The organism is Mycobacterium sp. M26 (assembly GCF_001494595.1).
Classification (GTDB): domain Bacteria; phylum Actinomycetota; class Actinomycetes; order Mycobacteriales; family Mycobacteriaceae; genus Mycobacterium.
The window spans coordinates 3,295,538-3,310,584 of the sequence record NZ_LN929908.1 but is presented as its reverse complement, the minus strand read 5'-3'; the positions used below and the strand labels follow the sequence as shown (position 1 = coordinate 3,310,584).

15 protein-coding genes and 1 pseudogene are annotated in these 15,047 nt (G+C 69.4%); 10 read left to right on the top strand and 6 right to left on the bottom strand.

The genetic code is table 11. From position 1 onward, the window contains the following. The first annotated feature begins 3 nt into the window (after nucleotides 1–3). The 4 genes from BN3385_RS25150 to BN3385_RS25135 are packed head-to-tail and all read left to right on the top strand — an operon-like array spanning nucleotide 4 to nucleotide 3,633. Nucleotides 4–717: an enoyl-CoA hydratase gene (locus tag BN3385_RS25150; RefSeq protein ID WP_059021004.1), complete on the top strand. Its 714-nt coding sequence runs from the start codon at nucleotides 4–6 to the stop codon at nucleotides 715–717. Between the two features lie 10 nt (nucleotides 718–727). After that, nucleotides 728–1,741 carry a class I SAM-dependent methyltransferase gene (locus tag BN3385_RS25145; protein WP_059021001.1) on the top strand — a complete coding sequence of 338 codons (1,014 nt, stop codon included), beginning with the start codon at nucleotides 728–730 and terminating at the stop codon, nucleotides 1,739–1,741. After that, nucleotides 1,699–2,952, top strand: a complete 1,254-nt coding sequence (locus BN3385_RS25140) for a THUMP-like domain-containing protein (protein WP_502688115.1) — start codon at nucleotides 1,699–1,701, stop codon at nucleotides 2,950–2,952. Before BN3385_RS25145 ends, BN3385_RS25140 begins: the two co-directional genes overlap by 43 nt. Nucleotides 2,953–2,955: 3 nt before the next feature. Then, a complete protein-coding gene (locus tag BN3385_RS25135) occupies nucleotides 2,956–3,633 on the top strand; it encodes an esterase (protein WP_059020999.1) in 678 nt (225 codons plus the stop codon). Nucleotides 3,634–3,636: 3 nt separating this feature from the next. Here BN3385_RS25135 and BN3385_RS25130 read toward each other — a convergent pair whose 3' ends face one another. Continuing rightward, nucleotides 3,637–4,923: an outer membrane protein assembly factor BamB family protein gene (locus tag BN3385_RS25130; protein WP_059020998.1), complete on the bottom strand. Its 1,287-nt coding sequence runs from the start codon at nucleotides 4,921–4,923 to the stop codon at nucleotides 3,637–3,639. An 88-nt stretch (nucleotides 4,924–5,011) separates the two neighbouring features. On the opposite strand from BN3385_RS25130, the gene BN3385_RS25125 reads away from it, so the two are divergent. After that, nucleotides 5,012–5,749: an acyltransferase gene (locus BN3385_RS25125; RefSeq protein WP_059020996.1), complete on the top strand. Its 738-nt coding sequence runs from the start codon at nucleotides 5,012–5,014 to the stop codon at nucleotides 5,747–5,749. Between the two features lie 27 nt (nucleotides 5,750–5,776). Here the strand turns inward: BN3385_RS25125 and BN3385_RS25120 are convergent, their stop codons facing one another. Next, nucleotides 5,777–6,418 (bottom strand): NADPH-dependent F420 reductase, encoded by a 642-nt coding sequence (locus BN3385_RS25120; RefSeq protein WP_059020994.1) that lies wholly within the window; start codon nucleotides 6,416–6,418, stop codon nucleotides 5,777–5,779. Between the two features lie 212 nt (nucleotides 6,419–6,630). On the opposite strand from BN3385_RS25120, the gene BN3385_RS25115 reads away from it, so the two are divergent. Then, nucleotides 6,631–6,996, top strand: a complete 366-nt coding sequence (locus BN3385_RS25115) for a DUF4345 domain-containing protein (RefSeq protein ID WP_059020992.1) — start codon at nucleotides 6,631–6,633, stop codon at nucleotides 6,994–6,996. Here the strand turns inward: BN3385_RS25115 and BN3385_RS25110 are convergent. The 4 genes and pseudogenes from BN3385_RS25110 to BN3385_RS25095 all read right to left on the bottom strand — a co-directional run bounded on the left by BN3385_RS25110 (nucleotide 6,993) and on the right by BN3385_RS25095 (nucleotide 11,213). Next, nucleotides 6,993–7,373, bottom strand: coding sequence for a carboxymuconolactone decarboxylase family protein (locus BN3385_RS25110; RefSeq protein WP_059020991.1), 381 nt, complete (start codon nucleotides 7,371–7,373; stop codon nucleotides 6,993–6,995). The genes BN3385_RS25115 and BN3385_RS25110 overlap by 4 nt on opposite strands. Before the next feature lie 10 nt (nucleotides 7,374–7,383). Next, nucleotides 7,384–8,714: pseudogene (locus tag BN3385_RS25105) on the bottom strand (glycosyltransferase family 4 protein). Nucleotides 8,715–8,799: 85 nt separating this feature from the next. Continuing rightward, the gene (locus tag BN3385_RS25100) at nucleotides 8,800–10,380 is read right to left on the bottom strand and encodes a 1,4-alpha-glucan branching protein domain-containing protein (protein WP_059022405.1); all 1,581 of its coding nucleotides are present in this window, start codon (nucleotides 10,378–10,380) and stop codon (nucleotides 8,800–8,802) included. A 20-nt stretch (nucleotides 10,381–10,400) separates the two neighbouring features. Next, a complete protein-coding gene (locus BN3385_RS25095; RefSeq protein ID WP_059020988.1) occupies nucleotides 10,401–11,213 on the bottom strand; it encodes a class I SAM-dependent methyltransferase in 813 nt (270 codons plus the stop codon). A gap of 206 nt (nucleotides 11,214–11,419) precedes the next feature. On the opposite strand from BN3385_RS25095, the gene BN3385_RS25090 reads away from it, so the two are divergent. The 4 genes from BN3385_RS25090 (at nucleotide 11,420) to BN3385_RS25075 (ending at nucleotide 15,013) form a co-directional block, all read left to right on the top strand. Further along, nucleotides 11,420–12,214 (top strand): electron transfer flavoprotein subunit beta/FixA family protein, encoded by a 795-nt coding sequence (locus BN3385_RS25090; RefSeq protein WP_059020986.1) that lies wholly within the window; start codon nucleotides 11,420–11,422, stop codon nucleotides 12,212–12,214. Nucleotides 12,215–12,253: 39 nt separating this feature from the next. Next, the gene (locus tag BN3385_RS25085) at nucleotides 12,254–13,210 is read left to right on the top strand and encodes an electron transfer flavoprotein subunit alpha/FixB family protein (RefSeq protein WP_059020984.1); all 957 of its coding nucleotides are present in this window, start codon (nucleotides 12,254–12,256) and stop codon (nucleotides 13,208–13,210) included. A 130-nt stretch (nucleotides 13,211–13,340) separates the two neighbouring features. Beyond that, the gene (locus BN3385_RS25080; protein ID WP_059020982.1) at nucleotides 13,341–14,177 is read left to right on the top strand and encodes a GNAT family N-acetyltransferase; all 837 of its coding nucleotides are present in this window, start codon (nucleotides 13,341–13,343) and stop codon (nucleotides 14,175–14,177) included. Beyond that, complete coding sequence (locus BN3385_RS25075) at nucleotides 14,177–15,013, top strand: lysophospholipid acyltransferase family protein (protein ID WP_059020980.1); 837 nt, start codon at nucleotides 14,177–14,179, stop codon at nucleotides 15,011–15,013. Before BN3385_RS25080 ends, BN3385_RS25075 begins: the two co-directional genes overlap by 1 nt. Nucleotides 15,014–15,047: the final 34 nt, after the last annotated feature.

Genomic DNA, 15,047 nt, shown 5'->3' with positions numbered 1-15,047 from the left:
GCCGTGCACGAGTTCGTCAGCATCCACGTCGGTGAGCACTATCCCGGTGTCGGCGTGCTGCTGCTGGCCCGCACACCCACCAACGCGCTGACCCGGCAGGTCTACCGCGAGTTGGCCGCGGCTGCCGCCGAGGTGGCCGAGCGCGCCGACATCGCCACCGTCGTGCTCTACGGCGGCCATGAGATCTTCTCCGCCGGCGACGACGTCCCGGAACTGCGCACCCTCAACCGTGACGAGGCCGTCGCCGCCGACCGGGTCCGCCGGGCGGCCATCGACGCCGTCGCCGCCATCCCTAAGCCGACGGTGGCGGCGATCACCGGCTACGCGCTGGGCAGCGGGCTGAGTCTCGCGCTCGCCGCCGACTGGCGGGTCAGTGGCGACAACGTCAAGTTCGGCGCCACCGAGATCCTGGCCGGGCTGGTCCCTGGCGGCGGGGGATGTGAGCGGCTGGCCCGCGCGGTCGGCCCGGCCCGCGCCAAGGAGTTGGCGTTCAGCGGCCGGTTCGTGGACGCCAAGGAGGCCCTGGCGCTCGGCCTGGTCGACGAGATGGTGGCTCCGGATGACGTGTTCGAGGCCGCGGCGGCCTGGGCGGGCCGGTTCGTCGACGCCCCGCCAGCCGCCGTTGCGGGCGCCAAGGCCCTGATCGACGGCGGGCTGGATGCCGGTGAGCAGGCACAACGCTACGGTGAGGTCTTCGCCGCGGGCGCGGGCGGTTAGGCTGCCCTGCATGACGACGACTGACCCGGAGGCGTCCGCCCCGACGCCCGATGTCGCGGGCGACCCCGCTCCGGCCCCGAACCCGCACGCCACCGCGGAACAGGTCGAGGCGGCGCTCAAGGACAGCAAGCTGGCCCAGATCCTGTATCACGACTGGGAAGCCGAAACCTACGACGACAAGTGGTCCATCTCCTACGACAAGCGTTGCGTGGACTACGCCCGCGACCTCTTCGACGCCACCGTGCCGGCCGAGGAGCTTCGTGAGCTGCCCTACGACCGCGCCCTGGAACTGGGCTGCGGCAGCGGGTTCTTCCTGCTCAACCTGATCCAGGCCGGGGTGGCGCGCCGGGGGTCGGTCACCGACCTGTCGCCGGGCATGGTCAAGGTCGCCACCCGCAACGGCCAGAACCTGGGCCTGGACATCGACGGCCGGGTCGCCGACGCCGAGGGCATCCCCTATGAGGACAACACCTTCGACCTCGTCGTCGGGCATGCCGTGCTGCACCACATCCCCGATGTGGAGAAGTCGCTGCGCGAGGTGGTGCGGGTGCTCAAGCCGGGTGGCCGATTCGTCTTCGCCGGTGAGCCGACGACCGTGGGCAACACCTACGCCCGGTCGCTGTCGACGCTGACCTGGCGGGTCGCCACCAACGTCACCAAGCTGCCCGGGCTGGGCGACTGGCGCCGGCCGCAGGCCGAACTCGACGAGTCCTCGCGCGCGGCGGCCTTGGAGGCCGTCGTGGACCTGCACACCTTCGACCCCGCAGACCTCGAGCGGATGGCGCGCAACGCCGGTGCCCGCGAGGTGTCCACGGCCACCACCGAGTTCACCGCCGCGATGCTGGGCTGGCCGCTGCGCACCCTGGAGGCCGCCGTGCCGCCCGGGCGGCTGGGCTGGGGCTGGGCCAAGTTCGCGTTCAACAGCTGGATCACGCTGAGCTGGGTGGACGACAACGTGTGGCGGCGTGTGGTGCCCAAGGGCTGGTACTACAACGTGATGATCACCGGGGTCAAACCGTCCTGACCTTCACGGCCGCCGATGTCGCCTATCTGACCAGCGACGCCGGCCGTGCCGCCCTGCAGGAGGTCGCCGGCTACCCGCTGACCGACCGGGTCGCCGACGTCGCGGCCATCCGGCAGCGGTTCGGGGAGCGCACCACGGTCCTCATCGAAACCACCCTGTTGCGCCGCAAGGCCGCTGCCAAGTTGGCCGGGCTGGCCGATGTGTCGGGCTGGTTGTTCACCGACGAGGCGCTGCAGCAGGCCACCGCGGCGCCGGTGGCCGGCCACCGCGCCGCCCGGCTCGCCGGTGCCGCCGTGCACGACGCCACCTGCTCGGTGGGTACCGAACTGGCCGCGCTGCGCGCTACCGCATCGTTCGTGCTGGGCAGCGACCTCGACCCGGTCCGGCTGGCCATGGCCCACCACAACGTTCCCGATGTGCCGGTCTGCCGGGCCGACGCGCTGCGTCCGATCAGCCGCGACACCGTCGTGCTGATCGATCCCGCCCGGCGCAGCGGCGGACGGCGCCGATTCGACCCGCGGGCCTACACTCCGCCGCTCGACGAGGTCCTCGACGTCTACCGCGGCCGCGCGACAGTGGTGAAATGCGCACCCGGCATCGACTTCGAGGCGGTGCGCGACCTCGGCTTCGACGGCGAGATCGAGGTGACCTCGGCCGGCGGATCGGTGCGCGAGGCCTGCCTGTGGTCGGTACCGCTGGCCGTCGCCGGGATACGACGGCGCGCGTCGCTGCTCGACCGTGGCGAGCAGATCACCGACGCCGACCCCGATGACTGTCCCGCCGGGCCACCGGGCCGCTGGATCGTCGACCCCGATGGGGCGGTGGTGCGCGCCGGGCTGGTGCGCCACTACGGCGCCCGGCACGGGCTGTGGCAGCTGGACCCCGACATCGCCTACCTCACCGGTGATCGGCTACCCGCCGGAGTCCGTGGATTCGAGGTGCTCGACGAGCTACCGCTACGGGAAAAGATTCTGCGCCAAGCACTTTCGCAGCACGACTGCGGACCGCTGGAGATCCTGGTGCGCGGCGTCGACGTGGACCCCGACGCGTTGCGGCGCAAGCTGCGACCTGCCGGCGCGGTGCCGCTGTCGCTGGTGATCACCCGGATCGGGGCGGGGCCGTCGGAGCGCACCGTGGTCTTCCTGTGCCGAGCGTCGCGCGGGTACGCTGGCGGCGACGGCGCAGGGGCCGTTCCACAGCGCGAGGATTGATGCATGCGCATACCGAGTCTGGCCGCACTGCTGGCCGCCGGTGCTCTGCTGGGCACACCCACCATCGCCGTGTCACAGGCTCAGACTGACTGCGCCGCACTCGGCGGTGCGGTCGAGGCTGGCAACATCTGCCACATCACCACCAGCGCGCCCACCTACACGATGGATGTGCAGTTCCCGCTCGACTACCCCGACGAACAGGCCGTCACGGACTACCTGGCGCAGAACCGCGACGGCTTCGTCAACGTCGCCCAGCCCGGCTCCCGCAATCTGCCCTACGAGATGGACGTCACCGCACAGACCTTCGCCTCGGCGCAGACCCAGAGCGTGGTCCTCAAGCTGTTCCAGGACGTCGGCGGTGCGCATCCGACCACCTGGTACAAGGCGTTCACCTACAACGTCGGCCAGCGCAAGCCCGTCACGTTCGACACCCTGTTCGCCCCGGGTGTCAAACCGCTGGCGGTAATCTTCCCGATCGTGCAGCGCGAACTGGAACGCCAGACCGGGCTGACGGGCGTCATCTCCACCGGCGACGGCATGGACCCGACGCACTACCAGAACTTCGCGATCACCGACGACGCGGTGATCTTCTTCTTCGGCCAGGGTGAACTACTGCCGTCCGACGCCGGCGCCACCTCGGCGTCGGTGCCGCGAAATGCGTTGTCGCCGTTGGTGCTCTGAGACTCAGGACGGGTCGAAGCTGTACACCTGGCCAGCGCTGGTGGCCACCACCACCCGGCGGTCATGGCCGACCGAGATACCGACCGGGTAGCCGTCGGCCTCGGGCAGCGGGTAGTCCTTGAGCGTGCGGCCGTCGGCGAGGTCGAACACCAGCAGCGACAGGCCCGCGTTCGCGGTCGCGACCACGGTGTAGGCGACCTCGGGTCCGGCCTGACTCGAGGTGGCCAGCGGTGCGACGTCATCGCGGCGCCACTGCACCTCGGCGCGGTCACCGGCGTCCTTGATCGCGACGAGTCGGGTATCCGGGCCGCCGCCGGCCACGATCAACCCGTCCGGGCCGATCGACGGCGGTGTTTGCGGCTGGAAGTCAAGGCGCGCAGACCATTTCGCCTTGCCATCTGCGGTGTTCAGAGCCCAGAGTTGGCGGTCGCGGCCGGTGACGTACACGGTCTTGCCGTCGGCGGAGAGCACCGGCGCGGCGATCACCCCGGCGGTCACCGCGTCGCTGGTCCACTCCTTGGTGATCAGCGGGGTCTGGCCGGGGTGGTACTGCAGGCCCACCAGAGTCGACGCCTTGGCGCCGGGCTGCCAGACGTCGAGCACGATCATGTCGGTGGCCGACGAGAACGCCGGCGGCGCCGACACCGGGCACTGTGGCAGCGCCTGCGGGCAGTCGTCGAGGCCGCGGGTGGAGTCGGTGGGGTCCAGGCCTTCGACCAGATCCATCGGGGTTCCGGTGACCGTTCCGCGGTGGCTGTCGAATACCAGGACCTGACCGAGGTGGGTCACCACCAGCAGCTGGCCGCCACCGAGAAAGCGTGCGGTGGTGGGCATTCCGATCACGTTCTGGCGCCAGCGGACCCACTGTGTGGGCGGGTAGGACAGCATCATTCCGGGCTGTCCGATGTAGAGGTTGTCGAACTGGTCGAACAGCGGGCTGGTGAAGCCGCCGCCGAGCACCATCCGGGTGCACCAGCGCTGCCGGCCGTTCTTGTCGATCTCCCAGACCATCAGTGAGCAGCCGCCCGCGGTTTGCCCGTTGACCGCGAGGTAGCTGCCGGACCCCAGTGCGGCGCCCGCGTCCAGGGCGCCCTTGACCGAGCGGCTCCACCTCAGGGTCAGGTCCGGGGTGCCGGCGGTGGGGGTGTAGCTGGTATTGGCGGCATCGGCGTACTGGGCGGCCCAGCCCTGCGCTGAGGTGGCGTCCACCCAGGAATCGGTGGTGCCGCAGCCGGCGATGGTGCTCACCACCAGTGCCGCCGACGCCGACGCGAGCAATCGCCGCAGCACTCCACCCACCCTTTCATCACGCCATCGCGCCACTGGGACAGTACAGGCGAGGGTAACGCGTGCGGGGTAGGCGTTAGGCTCTCAGGCCATGACGACGATGTGGGGCGCGCCGATCCACAAGCGGTGGGCAGGCTCGCGGCTCAAGGACCCGCGCCAGGCGAAGTTCCTCACCATGGCGTCGCTGAAGTGGGTGATCGCCAACCGCGCCTATACGCCCTGGTACCTGGTTCGGTACTGGCGGCTGCTGAAGTTCAAGCTGCAGAACCCGCACATCATCACCCGGGGCATGGTGTTCCTCGGCAAGAACGTCGAGATCCACGCCACCCCGGAACTCGCGCAGCTCGAAATCGGCCGCTGGGTGCACATCGGCGACAAGAACACCATCCGGGCGCACGAAGGTTCGCTGCGCTTCGGTGACAAGGTCGTGCTGGGCCGCGACAACGTCATCAACTGCTACCTCGACATCGAGCTCGGCGATTCCGCGTTGATGGCCGACTGGTGCTACGTCTGCGACTTCGACCACAAGATGGACAACATCGAGATGCCCATCAAGGACCAGGGCATCATCAAGAGCCCGGTGCGCATCGGTCCGGACACCTGGATCGCCACTAAGGTGACGATCCTGCGGGGCACCACCATCGGCCGCGGCTGCGTGCTCGGTGCGCACGCCGTGGTCAAGGGCGATGTCCCGGACTTCTCGATCGCGGTCGGCTCACCGGCCAAGGTGGTCAAGAACCGCAAGCTGGCCTGGGAGACCTCGGCGGCGCAGCGGGCCGAGCTGGCGGCCGCGCTGGCCGATATCGAGCGCAAGAAGGCCAGCCACTAGCCGGTTGCGCGGCCCGCACGTCTCGGCTCAGCTGGGTTCGTGCAGCAGTGCGGTCGCGATGCGGGCGCCGAAGCCCTGTTGGTAGGCGAGCTGGACCAGCAGCATGCCCTGCGGTTCGGTGTAGCGGGCAAGCTGCAGTGGGCCGGCGTCGACGCCGGCGGCGTCGAGGTCGCCGACAAGACCCAGGACCGTGCTGCGCGCGTCGGGATCGTCACCGCAGGCGACCACTCCGGGCGGCATGCCCTGGACCGCCGTGTTGGCCGAGTGCAGCAGTTCGGCGAACGGTGCAATGGCCTTGACGACGCGCGCACCGGGCAGCGCGGCGGCGACCTGTTCGCCGGCGGAGGTGGTGGTGCCGATCTCGAGTCCGGTCATGTCGGGTTTGAGGGGGTTGGTGGTGTCCCAGACGATCTTGTCGACGAGGACGTCGGCGATGTCGGCAAGCGTCGGGAGCGTGACCGGCCAGGGGGTGGCGATGATGACCACGTCCGCGTGGGTGGCGGCTTCACGTGGTTTGCCGGTGCGGCAGCCACCTCCGATGATGCGGGCCGCTTCGGTGAGTTTGTCGTCGCTGCGGGCGAAGCTGACGACGATGTCGTGGCCATGGCGGGCAAGACGCTTACCGATTCCGGTACCCAGATTGCCGGCGCCGATGATGCCGATCTTCATGCTGCTCCTCTAGTCGGGGTCTTTGCGATCAGGACCACATCCCCTGCAACCGTGTATATCCGATCGCGCTGGGGCGGTGAGTCACCGCAGGTCGCAACCGGATTGGCGGAGTTGAGCGCACCAATGCCGGCGATGGGCCGGTTGCTCCCATGGCCTGATCTGTGGGGTGCGTGTCGTCGACGCCGCCGTGGTGGCGCCCACATACTGCCGGTATGGCCTCTGTCGTCATCGCCGTCGTCGGCGTTTTCTTCCTCGGGATGGGTCTCTACGGGCTGGCCGCACCGGCGAGCCTCATCAAGCCCTTCGGGGTGGTCCTGGACCGTCCGGTCGCGCGCGCCGAGGTGCGTGCGGTCTACGGCGGCTTCGGCGTCGCGATCGCCGGCGTCCTCGGCTACGCGTTTACGCATCCGGAGATCCGCGCCGGCATCGTGCTCACCGTCGCGGTGGCGCTCGCCGGGATGGCCTTCGGGCGGGTGGTCTCGGCCCTGTGCGGTGACCGAACGTCGTTCTACCCCAACTGGTTCTACTGTCTGGTCGAGGCGGCCGCCGCTGCGGCCCTGCTGCTGGCGATCGCCTAGGCGTCGTCGAGCTGGGCGAACACCTCGCGAGCGATGCGGAAGCTGTCCACCGCCGCAGGCATCCCGGCGTAGACGGCGACCTGAAGAAACACCTCGCGGATCTCCTCGCGGGTGACGCCGTTGTTCAGCGCGCCGCGGATGTGGGTGCGTAGTTCGTGGGGGCGGTTGAGTACCGCGATCATCGCCAGGTTCAGCATGCTGCGGGTCTTGAGCGCCAACTCCTCGCGGCCCCAGACCGCGCCCCAGCAGTACTCGGTGACCAGATCCTGCAGCGGAGCGCTGAACTCGTCGGCATCGGCCAAGGCCTTGGCCACGTACTCCTCGCCGAGGACCTGGCTCCGGATGCGACGGCCCTTGGCGTAGTTCTCAGACACCATGTCCCTGCCTTCAGTCGGATCGGCCCGGCAGCGCGTGCTCGACGATCGGCCGGCGCGGCTGGGGGATACGCTCGCGGCGCTTGGCCGCCAGATACACCTGAGCGGTCTCGGCGGCGACGGTGTGCCAGTCGAAATCCGAGGTGAGCCGCTCCCGGGCGGCCACGGCCCGCTGCTGGGCGGCCTGCGGATCGTCGAGCACGCTGCGGACGGCGGCAGCCAGCGCGGCGACGTCACGCGGCGGGCAGGACACCCCGGTCTGGCCGCTGATCACGGCCTCGCCCAACCCGCCGGCAGTCGAGGTCACCAGCGGGATGCCCGCCGCGGCCGCCTCGAGTGCGACGATGCCGAACGGCCGTTGACCCCGGCCTCGCCCAACCCGCCGGCAGTCGAGGTCACCAGCGGGATGCCCGCCGCGGCCGCCTCGAGTGCGACGATGCCGAACGGCTCGTAGTGGCTGGGCAGCACCGCGACATCCGCGCGGTGCAGCAGATGTAACAGTTCATCGTGGTCGACGCGGCCGACGAACTGAACAGCCTTGAGCACCTTGTGCTTTCGGGCCACCTCGATCAGCCACTCCTGCTGCGTGCCGTCACCGGCCACCGTGAGCGTGGTACCCGGATGGGTGCGGCGGATCCGCGGCAGCGCGGCAATGGCCTCGTGCACACCCTTCTCGTACTCCAGTCGGCCAAAGAACAACAGTTCAGCCGGACCGTCGTGACGGCGCCGGTGGGCGAACGGCCAACGGCTGGAATCGATTCCATTGCAGATGACACTGATCTCAGCCAGGCCGGGGCCGAACAGCTCGGAGATCTCGTCGGACATCGAGGCCGAGCAAGCGATCAGCGAGTCCGACTCGCGGACGAACCACGACTCGATGGCGTGCACCTGACGGCTGATCTTGCCCGACACCCAGCCCGAGTGACGGCCCGCCTCGGTGGCGTGCACCGTGGACACCATTGGCACATCGAAGAATTCGGCCAGCGCGATGGCCGGGTGGGCCACCAGCCAGTCATGGGCATGCACCACGTCGGGCTGCCAACCCTTGGCGTGCAGGGTCAGTCCGGCACGCACCATCGAGTGCCCCATCGCCAGCGTCCAGGCCATCAGATCGCGACCGAAGTCGAACTCGTGCGGGTCCTGGGCGGCGGCGATCACCCGCACCCCCTCATGGACCTCGTCGGTGGTCGGGTGGGTGTAGGGGTCGGTGCCGGTGGGCCGGCGCGAGAGCACCACCACCTCATGCCCGTCGGCGGCCAGGGCGGTAGCCAGGTGATGAACGTGACGCCCGAGGCCGCCGATCACCACCGGCGGGTACTCCCACGACACCATCAGGACCTTCATCGGGGGTCTCCCTGGCGCGAGCGTGCACCAACTGACCGGCCTATCGGCGTGTCGGCGTACCGACACGCACGCTCGCGGAGGTGGGTCATCGGGGCAGCCGCCTAGCGTCGAGCGCACCGAACAGACCGTCGGCGCGGTTCCAGCCCTGGGCCAGTCGTTCGGCAGCGTCACGGCGGCCCGAGGCCAGTGCGTCGGCGATCTCCCGGGTGGCGTGGGCATGCAGGTGCGCGCGGTAGCGCGCATAGTCGGCGGCCGAATCCTTGCTGACCATGAACGGCCAGTCGCTGGACACCGTCAGCAGCGTCTCGCGCAGGATCTGATCGGCGACGAAGTCACGGGTCGGCGCGGTGTCGGTCTGGGCCAGCGCCTTGTCGACCGTCGTCAGCGCGGTGTCGACCACCTCGGCGTTGAGCGCCACCAGGTCGGCCACCTTCTCACCGGCCCACACCTGCCAGTCCTTACCGGAACCCCAAGAGCTGGGCGGTAACTCGACGGGTGTGCCGACAAAGCCATGGGCCAGGGCGTCGCTGAGCGTGCCGACCCGCACGCCGGCCTCGGGCAGCGCGCGCAACAGCCGCTCCAGCCAGATCGGACCCTCGTACCACCAGTGCCCGAACAGTTCGGTGTCGAACGCCGCGACGACGTGCGCGGGGCGCCCGATGCGCTCGGACTCGGAGATGAGCCGCTGCCGGACGACCGAGACGAAATCGGCGACGTGGGTGTCGATCGCCCGGTCGGCCCGCACCGGGTCGTAGGGGGCCTTGTCTTCGGAGGTGACATTGCGCCCGGTGACCCGCGCGGGCTTGAGGCCGGTGATGTGGTCGTAGGTGTGGAAGTCGCGGTAGGCGGCGTGGCCCGGATAGCCCGATTTCGGCGACCACACCCGGTAGCTGACCTGCAGGTCGCGGCCGAAGGCCACCACGTCGGACTGCCCGACGGGCCGGCCGAGGGCGGTGTCGCCGTGCAGTGAGGGTCCGTCGACCATGAAGTGACCGACGCCGGCGGCGGCGTAGTCGTGTTCCATGCCGGGGGCGTAGGCGCATTCGGGGGCCCAGATGCCCGCCGGGGTGTGGGCGAACCGCTGCCGGGCGTCAGCCAGCCCCTCGCGTAGCGCGAATTCGCGCAGCCGGGGGTTGAGCAGCGGCTGGAACGGGTGGGCCAGCGGCCCGCCGAGCAGCTCGACCGTGCCGGCGTCGATGAGCTGACGCAGCAATGGGCTGGCGCCGTGACGCCACAGCGTGGTGAAGTCCTCCAGCGCGCGGCCGGCTTCCTCGTACTCGCGAATACCGAACTCGCGCAACGCTTCCGGCGTGGTGGCCGTCCCGTCGGCGGCACCGGTCGGGGTGTGCAGGTTGGCTGCTTCCAGGGCCCGCAGCTGCCAGTTGGCCAGCCACCGGTGCATCCCGTCGAGGCAGTACGGATCGTCGAGTTGGGCGGTGACCACCGGCGTCATGCCCAGAGTGATCAGACCGCGGCGATCCTCGGCGGCCAGTGTGCGCAGCACCCGCATCAGCGGCAGGTAAGCCGCCGACCACGACTGGTAGAGCCACTCCTCACCGACCGGCCAGCGCCCGTGATGGGCCAACCACGGCAGATGGGTGTGCAGGACGAGGGTGAACTGCCCGGGAACGGGCTCGGGCGGGGAGCTCGGCGGGCAGGAGCGCAGCGACCGGGGAATCGGCGAAGTCACGGGCGCACCGCGATTGCCACCAAGTCCAGGCTGTCGTCGATGTCTCGGTATCCCGGCGGGCAGGAGCGAAGCGACCCGGGGAGTGGTCCAGCGTCGAGCAGGTCGAAGTCCTCGCACTGCACCGCGGCCACGTCAGCCAGCAGGTCCGCGGGCCAGGGGGCGTCGGCCACCGCCCGGTCGATCTGGGCGCCGATGATCGACCCGCCGTGGCGGGCGTCCATCTCGACCAGTCGTGGGCCGTGAAAGACGCCACTCATCGACTGCATCCGGAAACCGCCGTCGGTGAGCAGTTCGGCCAGCTCAGCGGCGTTGAGTTCGCGGGTGTGGAACGGGTTGACCGGGGTATCCAGGCCGGGGGAGAAGGTGATGCGGTTCGGGGTCGACATCAGCAGCAGCCCACCCGGGCGCAGTACTCGTAAGCATTCCGTCACGAACTGTGGCTGATCCCACAAATGCTCGATGACCTGGAAGTTCACCACAACGTCAACCGAAGTATCCGGCAGCGGGAGCGAGGCCAGATTGGCCGCCACGACCTCCACCCGGGGGTAGCGGGCGCGAACATGGGCCACCGCGGCGGCGTCATAGTCCACCGCCACCACCCGGCGGGCCACATCGGCGATCAGATCGGCGCCGTAGCCCTCACCGCAACCGGCCTCGAGGACGTCTCTACCTGCACAAAGGCTACTCAGACGCCGATAGACCACCTCGTGCCGGCGGAACCAGTAGTTCTCTTCCGCCAGACCCGGGATGGTCCGCTCGCCGGTCAACGGCAAACCGCCGTCGCCTGCGTCCGTCACAGATGCGCTCATTGCAAGGCAGGCTAACCCGAACTCGGCGGATCGCGAACCGCTCGGGTACCGATGGGCTGCAAGAACACAAACTTCGCTCAGCTATGGTGTTCGTGCGAACCACTCAAAGTTACCGGCGAGTAACATGGTGTGAGTTGCGAAAGTGACCCAATGTCTTGCGTCCTTCTCGGCCGCAGGACGCCTGCCAGGAGGACGTAGGAAGACTCATGACGAACATCGTGGTCCTGATCAAACAGGTCCCAGACACCTGGTCCGAGCGCAAGCTGTCCGACGGTGACTACACCCTTGACCGTGACGCCGCCGACGCCGTGCTGGACGAAATCAACGAGCGCGCGGTTGAAGAAGCGCTGCTCATCAAGGAGAAGGAAGGCGACGCCGCCGGCACCGTGACCGTGCTGACCGCCGGTCCCGAGCGCGCCACCGAGGCCATCCGCAAGGCGCTGTCCATGGGTGCCGACAAGGCCGTGCACCTTCTCGATCCGGGCCTGCACGGCTCGGACATGGTGCAGACCGGCTGGGCCCTGGCCCGCGCGCTGGGCGCCATCGAGGGCACCGAGCTGGTCATCGCCGGTAACGAGGCCACCGACGGCACCGGCGGTGCGGTCCCGGCGATCATCGCCGAGTACCTGGGCTTGCCCCAGCTGACGCACCTGCGCAAGGTCTCCGTCGAGGGCGGCAAGATCACCGGCGAGCGTGAGACCGACGAGGGTGTGTTCACCGTCGAGGCGTCGCTGCCCGCCGTGATCAGCGTCAACGAGAAGATCAACGAGCCCCGTTTCCCCTCCTTCAAGGGCATCATGGCCGCCAAGAAGAAGGAAGTGACCACCCTGACGCTGGCCGAGATCGGCGTCGAGGCTGACGAGGTTGGTCTGGCCAATGCCGGCTCCTCGGTGCTGTCCTCGACCCCGAAGCCGCCGAAGACCGCGGGCGAGAAGATCACCGACGAGGGCGAGGGCGGCAAGAAGATCGCCGAGTACCTCGTGGCCCAGAAGATCATCTAGAACAGACCACCTAACGAGAACAAGAGGCGAACAACCGCTATGGCTGAAGTACTGGTGCTCGTCGAGCACTCCGAAGGTGCGGTGAAGAAAGTCACCGCCGAGCTCATCACCGCCGCCCGCGCTCTGGGCGAGCCGTCCGCCGTCGTGGTCGGTGCCCCCGGCACCGCCGCCCCGCTGGTCGACGACCTGAAGGCCGCCGGTGCGGCCAAGATCTACGTCGCCGAGTCGGCCGACGCGGAGAACTACCTGATCACCCCGTTCGTCGACGTGCTGGAGTCGCTGGTGGAGTCGGCCTCGCCGGCCGCCGTGCTGCTGGCTGCCAACGCTGACGGCAAGGAGATCGCGGGCCGGCTGGCTGCCCGGATCGGTTCGGGCGTGCTGTCCGACGTCGTCGAGGTCAAGGAGGGTGGCAAGGCCATCCACTCGATCTTCGGTGGCGCGTTCACCGTCGAGGCCCAGGTCACCGCCGAGGTGCCGGTCATCACCGTGCGTCCGGGTGCCGTCGAGGCCGCACCTGCCGCCGGTGCCGGCGAGCAGGTCAGCGTGGAGGTCCCGGCCCCGGCCGAGAACGCCACCAAGATCACCTCGCGCCAGCCCGCCGTCGCCGGCGACCGCCCCGAGCTCACCGAGGCCAGCGTCGTGGTCTCCGGTGGCCGTGGCGTCGGCAGCGCCGACAAGTTCACCGTCGTCGAGGAGCTCGCCGACTCGCTGGGCGGTGCCGTGGGCGCCTCCCGCGCGGCCGTCGATTCCGGCTACTACCCGGGCCAGTTCCAGGTGGGCCAGACCGGCAAGACCGTCTCGCCGCAGCTGTACATCGCGCTGGGCATCTCCGGGGCGATCCAGCACCGCGCCGGGATGCAGACGTCCAAGACGATCGTCGCCGTCAACAAGGACGAAGAGGCGCCGATCTTCGAGATCGCCGACTACGGCATCGTGGGTGACCTGTTCAACGTCACCCCGCAGCTGACCGAGGCCGTCAAGGCTCGCAAGGGCTGAGCAAGGCTTCACCAGAAAGCCCCGGACATCTCGGTGTCCGGGGCTTTCTGCTTCTATTCGTCATCCAGAGTGCACGAACACGTCACGCAGTCGTTGGTATCCCGCTGAACGCAGCGGCGACCGTGCAGGCATGAGCACTGCCTCTGTACTCATAGCCCCCGACCATGCCGAATCCGCCGCTCTGAGCGGCCCCCGCTACACGCTGCTGCTGACCACCGCGCCCGCGCTGGTCGAGGACGCCCAACGGCTGCGCTACCAGGTGTTCAGCACCGAGCCCGGGTTCACCCTGCCGGCCGGCGGTGACGAACACCCGTCCGGTCTCGATGCCGACCACTTCGACGAGTTCTGCGATCACCTGCTGGTCCGTGAGGACACCAGCGGCGAGATCGTCGGCTGCTACCGCATGCTGCCCCCGCCCGGTGCCATCGCCGCCGGAAGTCTCTACACCGCAACCGAATTCGATGTCACAGCCCTCGATGTGCTGCGGCCCTCGCTGGTGGAGATGGGGCGTGCGGTGGTGCGCGCCGATCACCGCAACGGCGCGGTGGTGCTGTTGATGTGGGGTGGCATCCTGGCCTACCTCGACCGCAGCGGCTACGACTATGTGACCGGCTGCGTCTCGGTGCCCACCCATGGTGATGGCGTCCCGGGCAGCCATCTGCGCGGGGTGCGTGACTTCGTGCTGCGCCGCCACGCCGCCGCCCCGGAACTGACCGTCCGGCCCTACCGGCCGGTGGTCATCGACGGCCGCCACCTCGACGACATCGACCCGCCCGCGCGGCCCACCATCCCACCCCTCATGCGGGGCTACCTGCGGCTGGGGGCCAAGGTGTGCGGCGAACCCGCACACGACCCCGACTTCGGTGTCGGCGACTTCCCGGCCCTGCTGGACAAACGTCAGGCCGACACCCGCTACCTGACCCGGCTGCGGTCGGTCTCGGCGGCCACCGAGATGGGGATGGCCTGATGAGCGCCGTCGAGCACGCCTGGCTGCCCAGGGCCAGCTGCGATGACAGCTGCGTGCGGGCCGGCAGCGGAACGCCGGGCGATCCCGTCCTGGCCACGCTGCGGCTGATCCGGCGCGTCACCGTCGCGGTGCTCATGCTGCCCGCACTGCCTCTGCTGGCGGTGCCACTGCCGGGCCGCTCACGGGTGCAGCGGCTGTACTGCCGGCTGTTCCTGCGCGGGCTCGGCGTGCGAATCACGATGTCCGGCGGCCCCATTCGAAACCTGAGCGGGGTGCTGGTGGTCAGCGGCCACGTATCCTGGGTGGACATCTTCGTCATCGGCTCGGTGCTGCCCGGCGCGTTCGTGGCCCGGGCAGACCTGATCGACTGGCCCGCCGTCGGCCTGGCCGCGCGCATCATGAAGATCATCCCGATCGACCGCTCCAGCTTGCGTCGCCTCCCGCACGTGGTGGCGATGGTGGCTGAACGGCTGCGGCGCGGTCAGACCGTCGTCGCCTTCCCCGAGGGCACCACCTGGTGCGGGCTGGCGTACGGGCCGTTCCGTCCGGCCATGTTCCAGGCCGCCGTCGACTCGGGTCGCCCGGTCCAGCCGTTGCGGCTGACCTACCACCACCGCGACGGTCAGCCCTCGACGCTGCCCGCGTTCATCGGTGACGACACGCTGTGGCAGACGCTGAGCCGCACCGCGCGGACCAAGCTCACCGTGGTCGACGTGGAGGTGGCCTCGCTGGAGCTGCCCGGCACCGATCGGCGGGAACTGGCGGCGCGCTGTGAGGTGGCCGTGCGGGGCCGCATCGTGACCGGCTACGAGCACACCCACGCGCTGGCCGGTTAGCCCCCAGGTTCGGCGGGGACGGGTGGGCGCTGGC

Coding starts and splice junctions, on each gene's coding strand:
- BN3385_RS25135 (WP_059020999.1), top strand. CDS start 2,956: ATGCGCATACCGAGTCTGGCCGCACTGCTGGCCGCCGGTGCTCTGCTG.
- BN3385_RS25090 (WP_059020986.1), top strand. CDS start 11,420: ATGACGAACATCGTGGTCCTGATCAAACAGGTCCCAGACACCTGGTCC.
- BN3385_RS25085 (WP_059020984.1), top strand. CDS start 12,254: ATGGCTGAAGTACTGGTGCTCGTCGAGCACTCCGAAGGTGCGGTGAAG.
- BN3385_RS25115 (WP_059020992.1), top strand. CDS start 6,631: ATGGCCTCTGTCGTCATCGCCGTCGTCGGCGTTTTCTTCCTCGGGATG.
- BN3385_RS25080 (WP_059020982.1), top strand. CDS start 13,341: ATGAGCACTGCCTCTGTACTCATAGCCCCCGACCATGCCGAATCCGCC.
- BN3385_RS25145 (WP_059021001.1), top strand. CDS start 728: ATGACGACGACTGACCCGGAGGCGTCCGCCCCGACGCCCGATGTCGCG.
- BN3385_RS25125 (WP_059020996.1), top strand. CDS start 5,012: ATGACGACGATGTGGGGCGCGCCGATCCACAAGCGGTGGGCAGGCTCG.
- BN3385_RS25120 (WP_059020994.1), bottom strand. CDS start 6,418: ATGAAGATCGGCATCATCGGCGCCGGCAATCTGGGTACCGGAATCGGT.
- BN3385_RS25075 (WP_059020980.1), top strand. CDS start 14,177: ATGAGCGCCGTCGAGCACGCCTGGCTGCCCAGGGCCAGCTGCGATGAC.
- BN3385_RS25095 (WP_059020988.1), bottom strand. CDS start 11,213: ATGAGCGCATCTGTGACGGACGCAGGCGACGGCGGTTTGCCGTTGACC.
- BN3385_RS25110 (WP_059020991.1), bottom strand. CDS start 7,373: ATGGTGTCTGAGAACTACGCCAAGGGCCGTCGCATCCGGAGCCAGGTC.